Origin of the sequence: uncultured Cellulomonas sp. (assembly GCF_963527515.1) — a bacterium.
Lineage (GTDB): Bacteria > Actinomycetota > Actinomycetes > Actinomycetales > Cellulomonadaceae > Cellulomonas.
Genome location: NZ_CAURTV010000195.1, coordinates 1 through 2,563, shown reverse-complemented (window position 1 = coordinate 2,563; position 2,563 = coordinate 1). Strand labels below are relative to the sequence as shown.

General features: G+C 76.0%; 2 protein-coding genes. Both read left to right on the top strand.

Features of this window, described 5'->3' with window-relative positions:
• The coding region (locus RYN42_RS20200) for a transglutaminase domain-containing protein (protein ID WP_315099440.1) at positions 1 to 1,971 on the top strand (1,971 nt) is incomplete at its 5' end.
• Positions 1,968 to 2,563 (top strand): RDD family protein (locus RYN42_RS20195; RefSeq protein ID WP_315099437.1); only part of this gene is annotated, 596 nt, incomplete at its 3' end. The genes RYN42_RS20200 and RYN42_RS20195, both read left to right, overlap by 4 nt.

Below are 2,563 nucleotides of genomic sequence, written 5' to 3'. Positions count from 1 at the left end.
GTGCTGGACCTGGCGCGCGGCGTCGCGTCCACCTGGAAGCAGGTGCTCACGCTCCAGCCGCCCGTCGGCAGTGCAGGGACGCTGCTCGTCGCGGCGTACGTGCTGGCGCTGGTCGGCTCGGCGGTCGCCGTGTCGGTCGCGCTGCGCGCGCGCACGGGGACCGCGGCGGCGTCGGCCGCCCTGGTCCCGGTGGTCGCTGCCGTGGCCACGATCGTCCTCGGCACCCGGCGACCCCTCGTCGCCCCCCTGGTCACCGGCCTCGCGCTGGTCGTCGTCCTGCTGCCGTGGGCCGCCTGGCGCGCCGGCCTGCTGCGTGCCCGGCGCGTCGTGGCCACGGCCGTCCTCGTGGTGGTCGCGGGCACCGCGGGGGTGCTGGGAGCGCCCCTGGTGGCGGGCGGGACCGAGCGGCTGGTCGTGCGCGACGAGCTGGTGCCACCGTTCGACCCGCGGGCCTACCCGAGCCCGCTGTCGGCCTTCCGCGACTACGTCAAGAAGGACCTCCCGCTGTTCACGGTCACCGGCCTGCCCGACGGCGCCCGGGTGCGGCTGGCCACGATGGACCGGTACGACGGCGTCGTGTGGAACGTGGCCGGCGACGGCTCGGCGCAGGCGTCCGGGCAGTTCCGCCGGGTCGGCCCGCTGATCGAGACCACTGCGCGCGGTGAGCGGGCCCGCGTCGACTTCCGCATCGAGGAGCTGGCCGGCATCTGGCTCCCGACGGTCGGCCTGGCCACGTCCTTCGACCTCGAGGGCACCGACACCGCGAGCGGCCTGCGGTACAACGACGCCACCGGGACTGCGGTGCTGACCGGGGGCCTGCGCGAGGGGCTCGAGTACGGCGTCGACGTCGTGGTGCCCCGCGTGCCCGAGGACAGCGAGGTGGGGCGCGCGCCCGCTTCCGACCTCGCCCAGCCGCCGTCGGCCGGCGTGCCGGACATCGCCGAGATCACGGCGGCGGACGTGGCGCGCGACGCCGGCAGCCCCGTGCAGATCACCCGTGCGCTGGCCAGCTGGCTGTCGGAGAAGGGGTACTTCAGCCACGGCATGGACGTGTCGGGCACCGAGTCGCTGTCGGGCCACGGGGCCGACCGGGTCACGACGCTGCTCGGCGGCGACCTCATGGTGGGTGACGGCGAGCAGTACGCCTCGGCGATGGCGCTCATGGTGCGCAAGATGGGTCTGCCCTCCCGGGTCGTCCTGGGGTTCGTGCCCGAGGACGGCGCCGACGGTCCTGTCGAGGTCACCGGCGCGGACGTCCAGGCGTGGGTCGAGGTCGCGTTCCAGGGGTACGGGTGGGTGCCGTTCGACGCCACCCCGCCACCGGAGCAGACGCCGCAGGAGGAGGACCTGGAGAAGCCCTCCGAGCCGAACCCGCAGGTGGTGCAGCCACCGCCGCCGCCGCCGGGTGCCGTGACACCGCCCGACGAGGACACCGAGCAGCCGCAGACGGACGACCCGGACGCGCAGGACGACCGCAACGCCCTGCTGTGGCGGATCGCTCGGGTGGCCGGTCTGGTCGGTCTGCCGCTGCTCGTCCTGGCGGCCCCCCTGCTGGTCGTCGTCGCCCTCAAGGCGCGTCGTCGGCGCCGTCGTCGTCGCCGCGGTGACCCGGTCGCCCGGGTGGCCGGGGGCTGGGACGAGGTGCTGGACACCGCGCGTGACCTGCGCCGACCGGCCGGCTCCCTGGCCACCCGCAACGAGTCGGCACGTGCTCTCTCCGCCTCGTTCGCCGACGGCCCGGACGGCGCAGCCGTCGTCGCGCGCGTGGGCGCGCTCGCGCGCTCGGCCGACCGGGCCGTGTTCAGCGCGGGCCGACCGAGCGAGGCGCACGCGACCGCATACTGGGCCGACGTCGAAGAGACCGTGGACGCCATGACCAACAGCGTCGGCTGGCGCAGGCGGATGCGCGCCCGGGTGTCCACCGCGTCGCTCAAGGACCGCCGGCCCCGACGACCGGCACGCTCACGATGACAGCTCAGAGAGGCCAGGTAGCCCAGGTGCACGCCCCGTACCCCGTCGCCGACGACCGGTCGCCGGCCACGATGCCCCGTCGGCTGGCGGCCAGCCTGATCGACCTCGGCATCCTGCTCCTGCTCGGCGGGTGGCTCGTTCCCCTGGCGCGGATCCAGGACGACGCCCGCCTCGCCGCCGTGGGCGGGCTGCTCGTCGTCGTCGTGACCCTGGTCCAGTGGGTGCTGCACGGCCGGACCGGCTGGACCGTCGGGCGGCTGGCCACCGGCATCCGCACGCTCGACGTGGACTCGCGCCTGCCCGTGGGCGCGCTCCGGGTCCTGGTGCGCGGTCTGGTGCTCCTCGCGGGCGTGCTCGCGCTCGGCGTCGGGCTGCTCGTCGTCCTGCTGTCACCCCTCCTCGACCGGACGGGCCGTCGCCGCGGCTGGCACGACCTGGCCGCCCGGGACGAGGTGCTCGACGTGCGTCCGGTGCGGGGCCGACCCACGGCCGTCGACGCAGTACCGCCACGGCGGGTGGGCCCGGCCGAGCCGGTGCCGCTGCGTCCGCCGCGTCCGGCGGTGAGCGTGCCCGACTGGGCCGTGGCCGGAAC